Source organism: Bradyrhizobium sp. (assembly GCF_030654605.1).
Lineage (GTDB): Bacteria > Pseudomonadota > Alphaproteobacteria > Rhizobiales > Xanthobacteraceae > Bradyrhizobium.
The window spans coordinates 1-16,183 of sequence record NZ_JAURXB010000026.1 but is presented as its reverse complement, the minus strand read 5'-3'; the positions used below and the strand labels follow the sequence as shown (position 1 = coordinate 16,183).

At 63.9% G+C, this 16,183-nt stretch carries 14 protein-coding genes; 6 read left to right on the top strand and 8 right to left on the bottom strand.

Annotation, left to right across the window (positions count from 1 at the left end):
* Positions 1-14: 14 nt before the first annotated feature.
* The 4 genes from Q7U29_RS02465 to Q7U29_RS02450 all read right to left on the bottom strand — a co-directional run bounded on the left by Q7U29_RS02465 (position 15) and on the right by Q7U29_RS02450 (position 4,843).
* Positions 15-1,043: an IS110 family transposase gene (locus Q7U29_RS02465; protein WP_304737964.1), complete on the bottom strand. Its 1,029-nt coding sequence runs from the start codon at positions 1,041-1,043 to the stop codon at positions 15-17.
* A 1,055-nt stretch (positions 1,044-2,098) separates the two neighbouring features.
* A complete protein-coding gene (locus tag Q7U29_RS02460; protein ID WP_304737961.1) occupies positions 2,099-2,872 on the bottom strand; it encodes an enoyl-CoA hydratase in 774 nt (257 codons plus the stop codon).
* A gap of 33 nt (positions 2,873-2,905) precedes the next feature.
* Complete coding sequence (locus Q7U29_RS02455; RefSeq protein ID WP_304737959.1) at positions 2,906-3,913, bottom strand: nitronate monooxygenase family protein; 1,008 nt, start codon at positions 3,911-3,913, stop codon at positions 2,906-2,908.
* A gap of 192 nt (positions 3,914-4,105) precedes the next feature.
* Positions 4,106-4,843, bottom strand: coding sequence for an SDR family oxidoreductase (locus tag Q7U29_RS02450; RefSeq protein ID WP_304737956.1), 738 nt, complete (start codon positions 4,841-4,843; stop codon positions 4,106-4,108).
* A 176-nt stretch (positions 4,844-5,019) separates the two neighbouring features.
* Here Q7U29_RS02450 and Q7U29_RS02445 point away from each other — a divergent pair, with 176 nt between their 5' ends.
* Positions 5,020-5,520, top strand: coding sequence for a helix-turn-helix domain-containing protein (locus Q7U29_RS02445; protein ID WP_304737953.1), 501 nt, complete (start codon positions 5,020-5,022; stop codon positions 5,518-5,520).
* A gap of 193 nt (positions 5,521-5,713) precedes the next feature.
* On the opposite strand, the gene Q7U29_RS02440 is transcribed toward Q7U29_RS02445, so the two are convergent.
* Both Q7U29_RS02440 and Q7U29_RS02435 read right to left on the bottom strand, forming a co-directional pair.
* Entirely contained in the window at positions 5,714-6,160 is a 447-nt protein-coding gene (locus tag Q7U29_RS02440; protein WP_304737951.1) for a hypothetical protein, read from the bottom strand.
* Positions 6,161-6,170: 10 nt separating this feature from the next.
* The gene (locus tag Q7U29_RS02435) at positions 6,171-7,769 is read right to left on the bottom strand and encodes a GMC family oxidoreductase (protein WP_304737948.1); all 1,599 of its coding nucleotides are present in this window, start codon (positions 7,767-7,769) and stop codon (positions 6,171-6,173) included.
* Positions 7,770-7,890: 121 nt separating this feature from the next.
* On the opposite strand from Q7U29_RS02435, the gene Q7U29_RS02430 reads away from it, so the two are divergent.
* Both Q7U29_RS02430 and Q7U29_RS02425 read left to right on the top strand, forming a co-directional pair.
* The gene (locus Q7U29_RS02430) at positions 7,891-9,615 is read left to right on the top strand and encodes an FAD-dependent oxidoreductase (protein ID WP_304737945.1); all 1,725 of its coding nucleotides are present in this window, start codon (positions 7,891-7,893) and stop codon (positions 9,613-9,615) included.
* A gap of 130 nt (positions 9,616-9,745) precedes the next feature.
* A complete protein-coding gene (locus tag Q7U29_RS02425; RefSeq protein ID WP_304737942.1) occupies positions 9,746-10,168 on the top strand; it encodes a GFA family protein in 423 nt (140 codons plus the stop codon).
* A 212-nt stretch (positions 10,169-10,380) separates the two neighbouring features.
* Here the strand turns inward: Q7U29_RS02425 and Q7U29_RS02420 are convergent, their stop codons facing one another.
* Both Q7U29_RS02420 and Q7U29_RS02415 read right to left on the bottom strand, forming a co-directional pair.
* A complete protein-coding gene (locus tag Q7U29_RS02420) occupies positions 10,381-11,205 on the bottom strand; it encodes an alpha/beta fold hydrolase (RefSeq protein WP_304737939.1) in 825 nt (274 codons plus the stop codon).
* A gap of 106 nt (positions 11,206-11,311) precedes the next feature.
* Complete coding sequence (locus Q7U29_RS02415; protein ID WP_304737936.1) at positions 11,312-12,154, bottom strand: class I SAM-dependent methyltransferase; 843 nt, start codon at positions 12,152-12,154, stop codon at positions 11,312-11,314.
* A gap of 266 nt (positions 12,155-12,420) precedes the next feature.
* On the opposite strand from Q7U29_RS02415, the gene Q7U29_RS02410 reads away from it, so the two are divergent.
* The 3 genes from Q7U29_RS02410 (at position 12,421) to Q7U29_RS02400 (ending at position 16,001) form a co-directional block, all read left to right on the top strand.
* Entirely contained in the window at positions 12,421-13,956 is a 1,536-nt protein-coding gene (locus Q7U29_RS02410) for a helix-turn-helix domain-containing protein (RefSeq protein WP_304737934.1), read from the top strand.
* A gap of 268 nt (positions 13,957-14,224) precedes the next feature.
* Complete coding sequence (locus Q7U29_RS02405) at positions 14,225-15,382, top strand: helix-turn-helix transcriptional regulator (protein ID WP_304737930.1); 1,158 nt, start codon at positions 14,225-14,227, stop codon at positions 15,380-15,382.
* Positions 15,383-15,734: 352 nt separating this feature from the next.
* Positions 15,735-16,001, top strand: coding sequence for a DUF1127 domain-containing protein (locus Q7U29_RS02400; RefSeq protein ID WP_304737928.1), 267 nt, complete (start codon positions 15,735-15,737; stop codon positions 15,999-16,001).
* The last annotated feature ends 182 nt before the right edge of the window (positions 16,002-16,183 follow it).

The following is a 16,183-nucleotide window of genomic DNA, read 5'->3' as shown; positions in this document are numbered from 1 at the left end:
GGCTCTTCTCCCTGCTAGGCTGCTGACGCAGCGGGGTTGAATGGCGTTCCGTTGGCGAGCATCCGGTGCAGGATTACAGCGAGCTTGCGCGCTAGCGCGACCTTCGCCTTGCTCATGCCGGCTCGCTTGGCGATCCGCATCGCCCAGCTCTTGAGCTGTGAGCAGCCCTTGAGCGGCTTGGTCAGCATGACGTGGGCGGCCTGGTAAAGCGCCTCGCGCACGGCGGCGTCGCCGATCTTGCTGATCCGTCCCGAGTAGTCAGTCTCGCCGGATTGATACTTCTTCGGTGTCAGTCCGAAATGCGGACCCGCATCTTTGGACGATTTGAACCGCGCCGGATCGTCGATCGCTGAAGCGTAGGTGAGCGCCACGATCGGGCCCACCGCCGGCGTCGAGGTCAACAGCCTGGCTTTTGCATTCGAACGCACCATCGCGCGCACCCGCTTCTCAAACGCATTAAACTCCTTCAGCAGAACGGCTCGCACCGAGAGCAGCGCCTCGCCGACCGCCTCCAGGCTTGGATGGCCCTGCACCAGTTCCCGGATGCGACCGGCAAAGCTTTTATCAGTCGTCTTGCCGACCTTCAGCCCAAAGCCGCGCAGGATCCCGCGCAGGCTGTTCTCGACATCCTGACACTTGGTCTGAACCAGCTTGCGTGCTGTCAGCACCGCCCGAACTTCCTGCGCATCCATCGACTTGCAATGCACCGGCCGGAACCAACCCAACCGCATCAGTTGCGCAATGCCGCGGGCATCGTTGCGGTCCGACTTCACCGGCATCGCTTCGAACGCCTTGCGCACATGCCGCGTCTCCAGAAGCTCAACCGCCAGCCCCGCTTCCCGTATCGCCGCATAAAGCCACTGCGACAACGGCCCCGCTTCCAGCCCGACCCGGCTCAGTCCGTAGTCCAGCGACTTGAGCCAGCTGATCAACGCAGCCGGATCGCTGGCCACCTTGGCCTCCCTAAAAATTTTGCCGGTCCCATCCACAACGCATACGCTCGAGTATTCCAATGAAACGTCGATTCCCGCATAATACTCCATGGTCGTCTCTCCTCGATGCTTGGAGCGAGGTCCATCCCTCGACTCCGCCACACCATCATGTGAGGGACGACCGCCCACCCTCCAAGCCAGCCGCGCGACGCGCGCTATCAAACAGCGCCGTAGCTAGCGCGGCTGGCTTGGAGGGTGGACCGGGGCCCGTTACCCCATCTACGGGGCTACGGTTTCCGCGATGCTCTCTCAGCGTCGTCCCTGCGAACGCAGGGACCCATAACCACCGGCGCCAGCCTGGCGAAGAACGCGTCATCCGTTCTCGCTTGAACGAGAGCGCAACGCGGTATGGGTCCCTGCGTTCGCAGGGACGACGAGATGTGAATTGCCAATTCGAAGTTCCAACAACAAACACACTTTCGCGTTCTCGCGGCGCTATTCGCCCGAGCTTTGCCATTAACGTCCGCCCTCTCCAGTCAGAGGGCGCAGGGAAAGCCGGATGCGCGCTGCACCCGCGGTCTCGCGTGCAATGGAAGTGGTAGAAAACGCACACGAGCATACAGGTCCAGCGGAGGCAATCCGACTTTCCCTGCGCGGCAGTTTACGGCTTATACGTGGTCTCCTCGGCGAGCTATGCACTTTGCCACCGTCGCCCGCGCTGCCTTAAGCTGCGAACTTGACACCAGCCTGAGGGTGTCGGAACCCCACGACTTCGCCGTCCGCTTCAGATGCCCTCGTCAGGAGCGCCATCCGCGTCCACCGCTTCCCCGCCCCGCGCCGGTACGTTGCGCAACGCCCCCCTGAGTGGGACGGGATGGCCAATCATATAGCCTGGTTTTCATTTCCGAAAAACAGAAATATTTTTTCGCGAGGGGCTTGACACTACTTCTGTTAAACCGAAGTGATTTGCCCGACGGGCTAATTTGTCGCAGGTGATCTTCCCCTCTCCCCTTGTGGGAGAGGGTGGATCGAATGCGGGATTAGCGCATTCGAGACGGGTGAGGGGTTTGGCTCAACAAATGGTTTGCCCGCGGATAGGACCCCTCATCCGGCGCTTCGCGCCACCTTCTCCCACAAGGGGAGAAGGAAGAAGACACCCGACGCAACTACCCCGCAGCGCTCGAAAAATTCGGCGGACGGCGCTCGGCGAATGCCGTGAATGCCTCGCGGGCCTCCGCGGTCTGCAGCCGCTCCTTGAAGATCGCGCTCTCGCGATCGATCCGTGCGGCAATCGCTTCGAAATCGCGCATCAGCGCCTTGGTGTGGCTGAGCGCGCCGGCCGGACGCCTGGTCAGTGTTTCCGCCGCCGCGCGCGCCCGGCTGCGCAGCTCGGTTGCGGGCACCACCGCGTTGGCCAGGCCACAGGCCAGCGCCGACGCCGCGTCGAGCGGTTCGCCGAGCGCGAACATGGCGTAGGCGCGGACGTGGCCGATCCGCGCCGGCAACAGCCAGCTCGATGCCGCCTCGGGCACCAGAGCGAGATTGACGAACGGCGTGATCAGCCGCGCCGTTTCGGCCAGGAAGACCAGATCGCAATGCAGCAGCATGGTGGTGCCGACACCGACGGCGTTGCCCTGCACGGCCGCGATCAGCGGCTTGGTCGCCTTTCCGAGGTTCTTGATGAAGCGACCCGCCTGGTTTTCGCCCTGGTCCTTGCCGATGGCCTGGGCGGCGAAATCCGAGAGATCGTTGCCCGCCGTAAAGCTGTCGCCATCGCCCTGGAATACGACGACCCGAATCGCCGGGTCCTTTTCCGCGCGCTCCAGCCCGTCCGACAGGGCGCTGTACATGGCGCTGCTCAGCGCGTTCTTCTTGTCCGGCCGGGCCAGCGTCAGCGTCATGATTCCGGCCGCGACTTCGGTTTTCACATAGTCTGTCATTCAGGAATTCCTTTGGGGAGAACGCGTTTCACTTCAGGCGACTTTCGCCGGCTGCGCCTGACCGGTGCCGTCGAGAAAACCGACCAGCCGGTCACGGATGATGCGCTCGGCATCCGCCATGATGCGGTCGATCAATTCCTTCACCGTCGGCACGTCGTTGATCAGGCCGGCCACCATGCCGCAGCTCCAGGCTCCCGCATCCATATCACCGTCGATCATGACCTTGGGATAGGCGCCGGCGACCTGGTCGTGGATATCGGCGATCTTCAGGCTGGCACCTTTCTCGCGCTCGATTTCCAAAAGCCGGTCGACGGCCTTGTTCTTCAGTACCCGCTCGGTGTTCCGGAGCGCGCGCATGACAAGGCGGGTGTCGAGCTCGGACGCCGCTACCAGCGCTTTCTTGACGTTGTCGTGCACCGGCGCCTCCTTGGTCGCGATGAAGCGCGTTCCCATGTTGATGCCGGCCGCGCCCATCGCCAGCGCAGCCACCAGGCTGCGCGCGTCGGCCATGCCGCCCGACGCCACGAAGGGGATCTTCAATTCCTCGGCGGCGCGCGGCAGCAGGATCATGTTCGGCATGTCGTCTTCGCCGGGATGCCCGCCACATTCGAAGCCGTCGACGCTGACCGCGTCGCAGCCGATCGCCTCGGCCTTCAGCGAGTGACGGACCGAGGTGCATTTGTGGATGACCTTGATGCCCGCGGCCTTGAGCGCCGGCATGTATTGCTCCGGGCTGCGGCCCGCGGTCTCGACGATCTTGATACCGCCTTCCCGGATGGCGGCGATATATTCCGGATAGGGCGGCGCGGTGAAGGCCGGCAGGAAGGTCAGGTTGACGCCGAACGGCTTGTCCGTCATGTCGTGACAGCGCGCGATTTCCTTCGCCAGTAATTCCGGTGTCCGCTGCGTCAGGCCGGTGATGATGCCGAGGCCGCCGGCGTTGGACACCGCCGACGCGAGCTCCGCGAAACCGACATAATGCATGCCGCCCTGAATGATGGGATGCGCGATGCCGAACATTTCAGTGATGGCTGTTTTCACGAATTCCTCCGGTTCTGATGGGGACGAGGTCCTGGCAAGCCTATATCATTGTCCCAAGGCCGCGAAGGCAACATAGGCCATTGGCAAAGCTCGTCATGCCCGGGCTTGACCCGGGCATCCACGTCTTAGCCTCGCCTTAGCAAAGGAAGACGTGGATGGCCGGGTCAAGCCCGGCCATGACGAACGCTGGGTTTACCACTTTTCGCCGAAGGGACGGATTTCAAGTTCGAACGTCCAGGCGCTGCGCGGCTGTTGATACAGCAGCCAGTAGGATTCCGCGACCGACGACGGCGGCATCAGGAGATCGGGGTTGTCGAGTGCGCCCGGTCCCAACGCCTCGATCCGCCGCTGGCGCACCCATTCGGTGTCGACGCCGGAATCGATGATCAGGTGACCGACGTGGATGTTCTTCGGACCAAGTTCGCGCGCCATGGCTTGCGCCACGGCGCGCAGGCCGAACTTGGCGCTGGCGAACGCGGCATAACCCGACCCGCCGCGCAGGCTGGCGGTCGCACCGGTGAAGAAGATGTTGCCCTTGCCTCTCGGCAGCATCAGGCGGGCGGCCTCCCGGCCGGCAAGAAAGCCGGAATAGCAGGCCATTTCCCAGACCTTGCGGAACACCCGTTCGGTGGTCTCCAGAATCGGGAAGTTGACGTTGGCGCCGACGTTGAAGATGCAGACCTCGAGCGGCGCGTGCTTGTCGGCATCGCCAAGGAAGGAAATGATTTCCTCTTCCTTGCGCGCATCGAGCGATCGGGCGTGAATTTCGCCGCCGGCCGCCTCGATCTCCTTGACCAGCGGGTCGAGCTTGGCGCCGTTGCGGCGTCCGGCGAACACCGTGAATCCCTCGGAAGCAAACTTTTTGGCGATCTCGCTGCCGATGAAGTCACCGGCGCCGATCACGGCCACCGTCGCGTTTCTCTTCTGCAAGGCTGTTCTCCCGGTCGGATGCGGACACGGCACCTGCAATGTTAAAGTTCTATAATTGAACTGTCAATAAAGCAGTGATATGCTCTTCTTTTGTAGGGACAAAATTCTACGTATCGCTCCAATAGTTCTGATTTGGAATGTAATGCCGATCTCGATGGGGCCAACCGGAGCGCACGATGAAGTGGGACGAACTCGAAGAGGAGCCATGTTCGCTGGCCCGCACCGTCGCGGTGATCGGCGACCGCTGGAGCCTCCTGATCCTGCGCGAGTGCTTTCTGCGAACCCGGCGGTTCGAGGGCTTTCAGTCGGCGCTGGGGATTACCCGGCATCTGCTCGCGGAGCGGCTGAAGAAACTGGTTCGCCTCGGCGTGCTCAGGCGGATTCCGTACCAGGAGTCGCCGAAGCGGCATGAATACATCCTGACCCAGAAGGGCCTCGATCTCTACCCGATCATCCTGTCGATCGTGCATTGGGGCGATACCCACATGGTCGACGAACGCGGCAGGCCCCTGCTCCATGAGCACAAGGGCTGCGGCAAGATATTCGATCCGGTGCTGGTCTGTTCGGAATGCGGCGAACCGGTCACCGCCAGGGGCGTCCATGTGCATCCCGGACCGGGCAAGCGGGTGGCGGTGGCGGAGATGCCGAAGACGAAGGCGCGCAGCCGCGCGGTCTGAACTTCTTCTCCCCTCCCCCCGCGAGCGAAGCGAGCGGTGGGGTCCGAGGCGAGCGAAGCTCGCTCTCGAGGTCGGGGGTGGGGGGTCTATCAGCGCGAACAACTGATAGCGAATTTGCGGAAGCACCCCCCACCCCCGACCCATCCCCGCCACGCGCAAGGGCGCGTGGAGGGAGGGGGGTGAAGGAGCGCCGCTAATCTACCGTCCGATACATCGGCGGCCGGGCGCGGACCGGATCGAGCAGCGACCAGTCGCCCTGCTCCACCACATGCCCCCTCGGAAAAGGCGCGCGAGCCTCCTGGCCGAGCGATCGCATCACCCGGTCGTCGCGGTAGTAGCAAAGCAGCACCACGCGGACCAATGCCGCCAGCGGCGCACCGCCGACCTCGCGAAACGCCTTTGTGGCATCGGCGCGGTGATCCGGTTCCAGATCGGCGAAGGCAGCCCCCCCGATCGCGGCCAGATGCGACAGGGCGCGACGGATGTCATCGCGGTCGCGCTCCAGGTTACGAAGGATGTCGTCGAATATCTTGTCGTCATCGGCGCCGGGCACATCATAGACCGCGCTGGCGGGAATGATCATGCCGGCCAGCGCGCGGAAGTCGCGGACCTGGTCGGCGGAGAGATCCTGGTTCTGCATGAAATCGCCCTCAGTCGAACAAATTGGCAAGACGCTGCTTGATGCTGTCGGCGATATAGAGCGCCAGCGCCTGGATGGTCGAGGTCGGGTTGACGCCGCCTGAGGTCACCCAGATGCTGCCATCGACGATGAACAGGTTCTTCACGTCGTGGCAGCGGCCCCATTCGTTCACCACCGAACGTTCCGGGTCGGTGCCCATGCGCGCGGTGCCGAGCAAATGCCAGCCGCCGTTCAGGATCGGGCTCTCGACGGCGATATTGCTGGCGCCGGCGGCGGCCAGCACCTCCTTCGCGCGCGCGATGCCATGGTCCATCATCTTCAGGCTGTTGGCGCTGATGGTATAGTCGAGTTTTGGCGCCGGGATGCCGCTGGAATCCTTCAGGTCCGGATCGAGCGTGACGCGGTTGTGCTCCTCGGGCAGATCCTCGCAGATCGCCGAAAGCGAGATGCGATGGTTCAGCAGTTTGCGATAGACCGAATGATGGTCATCACCCCAGGGCAGCCGCCCGGCATTGGAACTGATGATCGCTTCCATGATGGCGCCGACGCCGCGGCCGAACTGGAAAGTATAGCCGCGCACGAAATCGCGCTTCCGGTCGGTCTCGTAGAATTCCTGGCTCCACAGACACAGCGGCGGGCCGTGATTGCCGTCGAGCGGTTCGTCGACATAGCCGTAGGTCTGGGCATAAGGGTGAAACATCAGGTTCTTGCCGACCAGCCCCGAGGAATTGGCGATACCGTTGGGGAATTTCGCCGAGACCGAGTTCAGCATCAGGCGCGGCGTGCCGACACCGTTGCAGGCGAGGATGACGACTTCGGCGGGCTGAAACTGCTCCTTGCCCTCGGCGTCGTAATAGATCACGCCGGAAGCCATGCCTGATGCGTCGACCGTGACCTCGCGAACCCGGCACATGGTGCGAAGCTCGACGCCGGCGCGGATCGCATGCGGCCAATAGGTGATGTCGGTAGAGGCCTTGGCGCCCTGCGCGCAGCCGGGCGTGCAGTGGCCGAGGTTGATGCAGCGCGCCCGCCCCTCATAGTCCGACGTCGCGATCGTCGAGTCAGACGGCCACCAGTGCCAGCCCAACTGGTTCATCGCCTTGCCGAACCGCGCGCCGGATTTGCCGAGCGGCAATGGCGGCATCGGCGGCTGATGCGGCGGATAGGCCGGATCACCCGCGAGACCCGAGACACCCATCATGCGGTCGTTCTCGGCGAAGTACGGCTCCAGCGTGGCGTAGTCGACCGGCCAGTCGTCGGCGACGCCGTCGAGCGTGCGCACCTTGAAGTCCGAGGGATGCATGCGCGGAAAATGCGCCGTGTACATGATGGTGCTGCCGCCGACGCCGTTGAAATTCACCACCTTGATCGGCGAATTGGCGTCGTTGATCGGATAATCGGTGGGCCGCGCCCGGCGGTTGGGATTGATGGCGAAATCGCTGAACAGCCGCGCTTCCCAGTCCCTGCCGTTGCTGGGATAATCCGTCGGCTTCACCCAGTCGCCCTGCTCGAGGCAGACGATCCGCATCCTGGTATCGGCCAGACTCCAGGCCACCGCGGCGCCCGATGCCCCGGAACCGACGATCAGGACATCGACTTTATCAAGCATCGATTTTTCCTCCCCAGCGCATCCATTGATAGCCAGTTCGTTCCCTTCTGTCAGCATGCGCGACAGCATGGGTGATGCTATTGTAGGTTCGGACAGAAGCATAAAGAACCGGGAGGGTCGAGTGACTGACGGCGTGCGCACTGGCGCAGACACATCTTACGAATGCGACGTGCTCGTGGTCGGCTCCGGCTGCGCCGGCATGTCCGCCGCCGTCACAGCCGGTCATCGCGGCCTCAATGTCCTCATTGTCGAAAAGGAGCCACGCTTCGGCGGCACCACGGCGCGTTCCGGCGGATGGCTCTGGATTCCCGGCACGTCGCTGGCGCGGGCCTGGGGGATCCACGAGAGCCCGGACCTGGCGCGAACCTATCTGCGGCATGAAGCCGGCAACAGTTTCGACGCGGCGCGGGTCGATGCCTTCCTGACCGCAGGACCAGAGGCCGTCGACTTCTTCACCTCGAAAACGGCGCTGCGCTTCGACATGCCGCTGGTGTTTCCCGACTATCACGCGGAAGCGCCCGGCGGAACGCAGGGCGGCCGTTCGATGGTGACGCGGCCGTTCGACGGCCGCGAACTCGGGGGGCATGTCAAAACACTCGGCGCGCCGCTGCCGGAATTGACCGTGTTCGGCATGATGCTGGGGTCTGGCAAGGAAATCATCCATTTCATGCGCGTGACCAAGTCGCTGGCCTCGGCGATCTTTGTCGCCAAGCGGCTGTCCCGCCATCTGATGGACGTGATGCGTTACGGGCGCGGCATGACACTGACAAATGGCAACGCGCTGGCCGGACGGCTGGCGAAATCCGCCTTCGACCTCAACATACCCTTGTGGCTGTCGTCCCCGGTCCGCGAGCTGATCGTCGAGGACGGCGCGGTGCGCGGCGCCATCGTCGAACGCGAGGGGCGCCTGATTCGGGTCCACGCCAGACGCGGTGTGGTGCTGGCCTGCGGCGGCTTTCCGCATGACGTCATGAGGCGCAAGGCGATGTTTCCGCATGCGCCTGACGGCACGCAGCATTATTCACCGGGTCCTGCCGGCAACACCGGCGACGGCCTGCGCCTGGCTGAAGCGGTCGGCGGGCGTGTCGAGGACACGCTTCCGAATGCCGCGGCATGGGTGCCGGTATCGGTCACCACGCGCAAGGATGGCAGCAGCGGCGTGATGCCGCATTTCATCGATCGCGCCAAGCCCGGCGTGATTGCCGTGATGCGCGACGGCGCGCGCTTCGCCAACGAGGGCAATTCCTATCACGACTTCGTCCAGGCAATGATGAAGGCCGCCAGGCCGGGCGAAGAGATCGCCGCCTTCCTGATCTGCGATCACGAGACCCTGCGCAAATACGGCCTGGGCTGCGTGCCGCCGTTTCCGATGCCGATCGGCCGTCACGTCAAGACCGGCTACCTGATGCGCGGCGCGACGCTCGCGGAACTCGCCGCGCAGGCCGGCATCGATGCGCGCGGGCTGGAAGCGACGATCGCACAATTCAATGCGTCGGCGGCGACCGGACAGGATACCGCCTTCGGCAAGGGATCGCGCGCCTATAATCGCTTTCAGGGCGACGCGCTGCATGGACCGAACCCCTGCATCGGCCCGGTCGAACAAGGGCCGTTCTACGCGATCAAAATGGTGATCGGCGATCTCGGTACCTATGCCGGGATCAAGACCGACGCCAATGCTCGCGCGCTCGACGCCGACGGCCACCCGATCGACGGGCTCTATGCCGCCGGCAACGACATGGCGAGCATCATGGGCGGCAACTATCCCGGCGCCGGCATCACGCTCGGGCCCGCACTGACCTTCGGCTACATCGCAGGCCGCCATATCGCTGATACATCGCAGCCGTGAAATTCACGACGAGGGACACCTCGTCATCCGATCGACCGACGCGACGCGGCAACTCGCCTGCTAACGCTTGAAATGGCAGTCCCCGGCGCGCGCCGGCGGACCCGTATCAATCGGACTCGAAAGGAAGAACATGGCTCATATCGGAAGCTGCTTCTGCGGCACGGTCAGACTGGAAGTCAGCGGTGAGCCGGAGGGGATGGGCTATTGCCACTGCCGTTCCTGCCAGTCGTGGTCGGGCGGCCCCGTCAACGCGTTCAGCCTGTGGAAGCCGGCAGCGGTGCGAATTACCGCGGGCGAGGAGCATGTCGCGACCTTCCAGAAGACCCCGCTCAGCCAACGGCAATATTGCGCGAAGTGCGGCGGTCACCTGATGACCAACCATCCGACATTCGGCCTCGTCGACGTGTTCGCCGCGACCATCCCCACCCTCGCCTTCGTTCCCGGCGTTCACGTCAACTATGCCGAGACGGTGCTGCCGATGCGGGACGGCCTGCCGAAGCTGAAGGATTTTCCCAAGGAGCTCGGCGGTTCGGGCGAAGCCATCGTGGAATAGCCGCTCGCTCTTCAGCTTGACGTTTGTTGTGTTTCAGCAAACTTTGGCCTCATCCTGAGGAGCCGCGCGCGCTTCGCGCGGCGTCTCGAAGGATGGCAACAAGCACAGTGCCAGATGGTTCGAGACGCACGCGCGCAGCGCAAGCGCGCTGCCCTCGTGCTCCTCACCATGAGGGAATGGGATGTGCCGCCCGAGCAACGATGGAGTCTGTTTCAGATCGCCGCCTCCGCCCTGTCCTCCACGCTCGCGACGTGTTGCGCGATCATGCCGGCCACGTCGGCGGCATGGGTCGCAATCATGAAGTGCGACGCGCCGGCGATCTGCGCGACCTTGGCGTTCGGCATGAACTGGCCAAGCAGTTGGTTCGCGCGCTTCGCGGCCGGATGGCTGGCCTCACCCCACAACACCAGCGTCGGAATTCTGATCGTCGCGAGCAACCCGGGCGTCAGATCGAACCCATAGGCGCTGGCCCAGTCCAGCAGGTTGGCCGGCGTGGTTTGCGATGCGTAATCGCGGACGCGCTGCGGCCAACCGGCGAAAGTGCCTGCGCCGCCATAGAAATCGATCATCTGTTCGATCGCCGCGTTGTCGCCGGCTTGATAGGCCCTGGAATAGGCGTCCGACATCGTCCGGAACGCCAGGTAGTGCCGGTACTCGCCCATGTGCCGCAGGATCTCCGGCGCGGGCGCTTCGGCGACGGTCAAGCTCAGCAACGGCACGCGCCCGCGCAGCGCTACCGCGACGGCTGACAGACCGCCAAAGGAATGGCCGACCAGATGCACCGGGCAGCCCGCGCGCCGTATCACCGCTTCAAGCGCTTCGGCCTCGTGAGCCATATCGGCATCGGCAACGCTGCGGCGCTCCTGCGTGCCGCCATATCCGAGCAGGCTCGTGGTGACGACGCGAAAACTGTTCTTCCACCGCGCCATCACCGGCCGCCATGCAGCGCCGGTGCTGCATGACCCCGGCACCAGCACGACCGTCGGGCCGGCTCCGGCTTCGTCGTAATCGATGCATCCGCCGATGTCTTCGATCATGGTTTTGAGGACTCCTTCAAGCCACTTCAATTCAGGCAAGACTCGGCGCACGGCCGCCGGACCAATGATCAATCGGTGCGGCGGCCGTCAGCAGCGAACGAACCGATCAGCGTCTGGTGATGACGATTTCGAGGTATTCGCTGGGAACGATCACGGTGCCGTCTTCGGCGCGGTTCATCCGCCCGATCAGCGCCAGCAGGTCGTCTCTCAAACCCTGCTGGTTGGCGGCATCGAGCGCGGCGAAGGCCTTGAGCATCGGACCATAATAGGTCCTGAAAATCTCCACGAAGTGCTCCGGCGACCGGTAACGGAACATGAAATTCCGCGGCACCGCATTGATCGCCCGCGCCGAAGGCCCGAACATCTCCGTGATGCGTGCCCGGGTCCCCCACAATGCGGGCGACCTCGCGCCTGATGGCGGCGGCAGGTATTTTCCGAGCGTCTTGAACAGTTGCCCGATGAAACCATCCGGCGTCCAGTTGGCGAGGCCGATCTTGCCTCCGCTCCGGCATACCCTGAGCATCTCCGCCGCGGCCTTTTCCTGGTCCGGCGTGAACATGACGCCGAAGGTCGAGACCACCGCGTCGAAACTGGCGTCGGCAAAGGGCAGCGCCTCGGCGTCCGCCTCCCTGAACTCGATCGACAAACCGTCGGCCGCGGCGCGCAGCCGCCCGCGCTCGAGCAGAGCAGGTACATAGTCGGTGGATACGACGTCGCACCAGCGGCGGGCCGCGGCGAGCGTGGCATTGCCGTTGCCGGCGGCGACATCGAGCACCTTCTGTCCGGCGTGGATATCGAGAGCTTCGCACAGATCCTCGCCGACGATCTGAAGCGTGGTGCCGACCACGGCATAGTCGCCGGAAGACCATGCGCCTTGCTGGCGTGTCTTGAGGGCTCCGAGATCGATCGGGGCGGGCGGGGCGTTCTGAACGGCGGTGGATAGAGTCATAATCATTCTCCGTTTCAATTTTCTGGTGATGTTGATGCTACCGGTGTCGTCTGGCTTGCCGGTACCGGTGCGTTGTCGTGGTCATTTGCTCAGCGGATTGCGGCCATGCCTGTCATTAAAATTGCTCCTGATCTGAACCTAATCCCCGCTCAAAGGACGTAACTGAGAGGGCGGCTGTCCTCTATCCAGTTAGCGACAGGGCTATCCCGATCATGAAATTTTTCACCGAACCTGGTGTTCATCATCACATCGCTGGAGATTCCTTCATGAATGCACGTCCCAACGGAGATTCGAGCACGGCTTTGCTGCCGCGCGGCGTCCGCCGCGCGCTCGATGCGATGCGCACGAATGTCGGGCGTGACTGGAGCGTGATGGAACTCGCCGAGGCCGCGGGCCTGTCCAGCCGCACGCTGCAGCGCCAATTCCGGGAATTCGTCGGCAAGGCACCCCGCGCAGCGCTGCGTGATATCCGGTTCGAGGCCGCGCGCCGCGAACTGCTGCAGGGCATTCCCGACGCCAAGGTGATGGATGTCGCCCAGCGCTGCGGGTTCCCGCATTGCGGACGGTTTTCCGTCGAGTATCGCCGCCGTTTTGGCGAAACCCCGTCGCAGACCGCGAAGCGGCAGGCCGTCTTCGCCGATGCGCTGAGGTCGATGCCGTCGTTTACCATCCCCAGCCGCGATCGGCCCACCGTCGCGCTGCGCCCGATCGAAGCCGGCCCCGAACACCGCGACATCGCGCACAGCATTGCCGATGAGCTTTCGATCGCCCTGACGCGGGCCGGCGCCGCCGTTGTCCGGCAACCCGGCGCGGCACGCTACCACTTGATCGGCGCCATCAGCGGATCGGACCGGCAAACGCGCCTGACGTTCCGGCTGATCGATGCCGAAACCGGCCGTCATCTGACGGCATACCGTTCCGATGGTGCCCTTGGTCACGACGCGTCTCTCGACGAGCATCTCGCCACCAGGATCATCGCGGCGATGCAGCCATGCCTGCGCCTCGCGGAAATCGATCGCGCCGGCCGCAAGCCGCCGACCGATCTGAGCCCGCACGATATGGCCCTGCGGGCCATGCCCTGGGTGCTTTCGCTCAATGCCGAAGGCAATGCCCACGCGCTGGACCTTCTGGAACGCGCGATGGAGCGTGATCCGGGCAACGCACTGGCGACCGCGCTTGCGGCGTGGGCCTATAGCCAGCGCCTGGTCTATCATTTCACCGCAACACCGAACGAGGACCGCGCCAGAAGCGCCGAATTGGCGCGAAAGGCGCAAACCCTGGGCGGCGACGCCACCGTGCTCGCCGTTCTCGGCAACGCCTTCACCTTCCTGCACGACCTCGAAGCAGCGGAACTGATGATCCGCAAGGCGCTTTCGATCGACGGCGGCTCGGCCTGGGCATGGAGCCGGAGCGGATGGCTCGACGTCTACAACAACGACGCGGATTCGGGCATCGAGCGGCTCAAGATCGCGCTCGACCTCGCGCCGAACGACAGCCTCGCGTTCAACAGCATGGTCGGCATCGGTTGCGCGCATTTTGAATCGGGCCGCTATACCGAAGCCGCCCATTGGCAGCAGCGCGCGCTGGCCGAGCATCCGTCGGCGACCTGGATCCACCGCACCATGTGCCCCGCTTATGTGCTGGTGGGAGCCGAGTCCGAGGCCCGCCGCAGCGTCACGGCGCTGCGGGAGCACTATCCGGACCTGACGGTCTCGGAAGTGCAGAACGGCCTGCCGCCGCTGCCGCAATCCTATTGCGACCGGGTAGTCGATGCGCTGCACAGCGTGGGTTTGCCGCTCTAGTCATGAATCGTATTGCGGCCCATCGACGTGACGCCTGCGACGGGCTTCTTACCTGGACCGCAGCGTCCTCCAATCAGAGGAGGCCGTATCGCAGTTTTGGTTAATCCATCCGATAACCAACATGTGAAATCGCAGGCAGCGCCCGGCTAGCCGTTTCGCGCCACGCAATGATGCGGTCGGTTTGCGCTGCCACGGAATTGCCGCTGAATCGTAATGTCTCGACAGTGGGATATTTTCGTTTCACGTCATTTTACCGGGACTGATAATAATGGATGATAGAGAACAGCTTTCAGCGTTAATCGGCGATATTTACGACGCCGTGTTCGATCCCGACCATCGAACCGACGTTCTCGACAGGATTGCGGACTTTGCCGGCGGCGATTCGGGCGGCCTGCTTTCGAAGCATGCCTTGGGCAGTTCCTTAGGCAGCTCCTTGGAAACCGCCGAACACCTGTATTGCTACATTGGAAACGACTCTGAGGGCCTGCGGGCCTATTCGGAGAGCTATCCGAAACTCGATTCCACGGCGGACCCACTGTCGGTCGGAGTCGAGCAGATCGTGAGCACCACCGATCTCGTGCCCTACGAGGAATTTCGCCGCGGCCGCTTCTATCGGGAATGGGCCCGGCCGCATGGGTGGATCGACATCGCCAGCGCGGTGGTCGAAAAGTCGGCGACCAGCTGTACGTTTATCAGTGTCGCGCGACGCGAGGCCAGCGGCCTGGTCGACGCCGACATGCGCCGCCGCATGGCGCTGATCATACCCCACGTCCGTCGCGCAATTCTGATCGGCAGGACCATCCATCACAAGGAAGCCGAGGCAACCTGCCTGACGGACATTCTCGACGGGCTGAGCGCCGGCATGATCCTCGTCGACGCCGGCGGCCGCATCGTCCACGCCAACGCGGCCGGCAGCACCATACTCGCCGCCGCCGACTTTCTCCGCAGGACGCCCTGCGGACGGCTGGTTGCCGGTGAGGCGCCCGTCAACGCAGCCTTGCGCGAGATCCTGCTCGGCGCCGGCGGCGGCGACGCGGCGCTTGGCGTCAAGGGCATCGCCCTGCCGCTGACCGCCCGCAGTGGCGAACGCTACGTCGCTCACGTGTTGCCGCTGACCTCGGGCGCACGCCGAAAGACCGGGCTTGCCTACGACGCGGTAGCCGCCTTGTTCGTGCGCAAGGCGGCGCTCGAGGCTTTCTCGCCTTCCGGAGTCATTGGCCAGATGTACAATCTGACGCCGACCGAACTGCGCGTGCTGCTCGCCATCGTCGACGTCGGCGGCGTTCCCGAGGTGGCAGCGTCGCTCGGCGTCGCGGCCACCACCATCAAGACCCATCTCAGCCGCCTGTTTGAAAAGACCGGCGTCGGTCGTCAAGCCGACCTGGTCAAGCTGGTCGCCGGATTCGCCACACCGCTGGCGAGCTGACACAGCCTGGTTCGGTGAGCGCGGGGACGCGGGCAGCCGGCATGCGGCTCGCGCAATCGTGAATCAAAATATTGTAATCGGATTTCGTCCGAATGGAGGATGACGATGAGCGCGTCGAGACCTATCTGTGGCTGCTCCATTCCAAAGGAAACGAGTCGTGTTGAAGCGAATATTCTTGATTGGTGCCATCGTCGGCATCGCCGTGGCACACGGGGTCGTGTTGTACAAAATTGATACCGGAGTCCGTACGGCTGAAACGAAGCAGGAGATCGCTTCAGGAACCCGCAGGGCGGCCTATTGGTAAAGCGGCAGACGGCCAGACGCCGAATTGGAATATTTCCAGGAAATTGTGATGACTGCGATTCGCACAAACATCCAACCGTCATCGACGGACACAGAGATATTGCCGGGAGGATTGGCAAGCCTTGTGAACCGCCTGGTCAACCGCTGGGTTGCGGGTATCATCGCCCGTTGCGAGCGCGAAGCAGCGGGTGCCGCGCTGCGCCAGCTCGACGACCGGGGGCTGAAAGACATCGGCATCCACCGGCATCAGCTTGGCGATGCCTTTTCCGAAATCGCCAGCGAACGGATGCGGCTGCAGCGGCGCGGACGTTGCTAGCCTACCGGCTAATTTGGCCCAGTCGCCCTTCTTCTCCCCTCCCCCCGCGAACGCGGCGGGGAGGGGTCGGGGGTGGGGGGTCTATCGGCGAGTAACATTGCCCGCGCGTGTGGCGCGCTAACCCCCGCCCCCGGCCCCTCCCCGCCACGCGCACGGGAGCGTGGAGGGAGGGGTGCGAAAAG